A 317-nucleotide genomic window follows, 5' to 3' on the forward strand; every position below is an offset into this window, starting at 1 on the left:
GGCATCATCAGCTTCGCCGGTGGCCTGCCCTCGCCCAAGACCTTTCCGGTGGAGGTGTTTGCCGACGCCTGTGCCCGCGTGCTGCACGACGACGGCCCCGGTGCCTTGCAGTACGCGGCCAGCGAGGGCCTGCCCGCGCTGCGCGAACAGGTGGCGGCGATGCTGCCCTGGGCGGTGGACCCGGCGCAGGTGCTGATCACCACCGGCTCCCAACAAGGCCTGGACCTGGTGGCCAAGGTGCTGATCGACCCGGGCAGCCGGGTGCTGGTGGAAACCCCGACCTACCTGGGTGCGCTGCAGGCTTTTGGCCCGATGGA

Annotated in this window: 1 protein-coding gene; it reads left to right on the forward strand. The window is 70.3% G+C overall.

The genetic code is table 11. The features are described from left to right. Positions 1–317 (forward strand): aminotransferase class I/II-fold pyridoxal phosphate-dependent enzyme (locus HA630_RS02480; RefSeq protein WP_166832224.1); only part of this gene is annotated, 317 nt, incomplete at both ends.

The organism is Aquabacterium sp. A08, assembly GCF_011742065.1.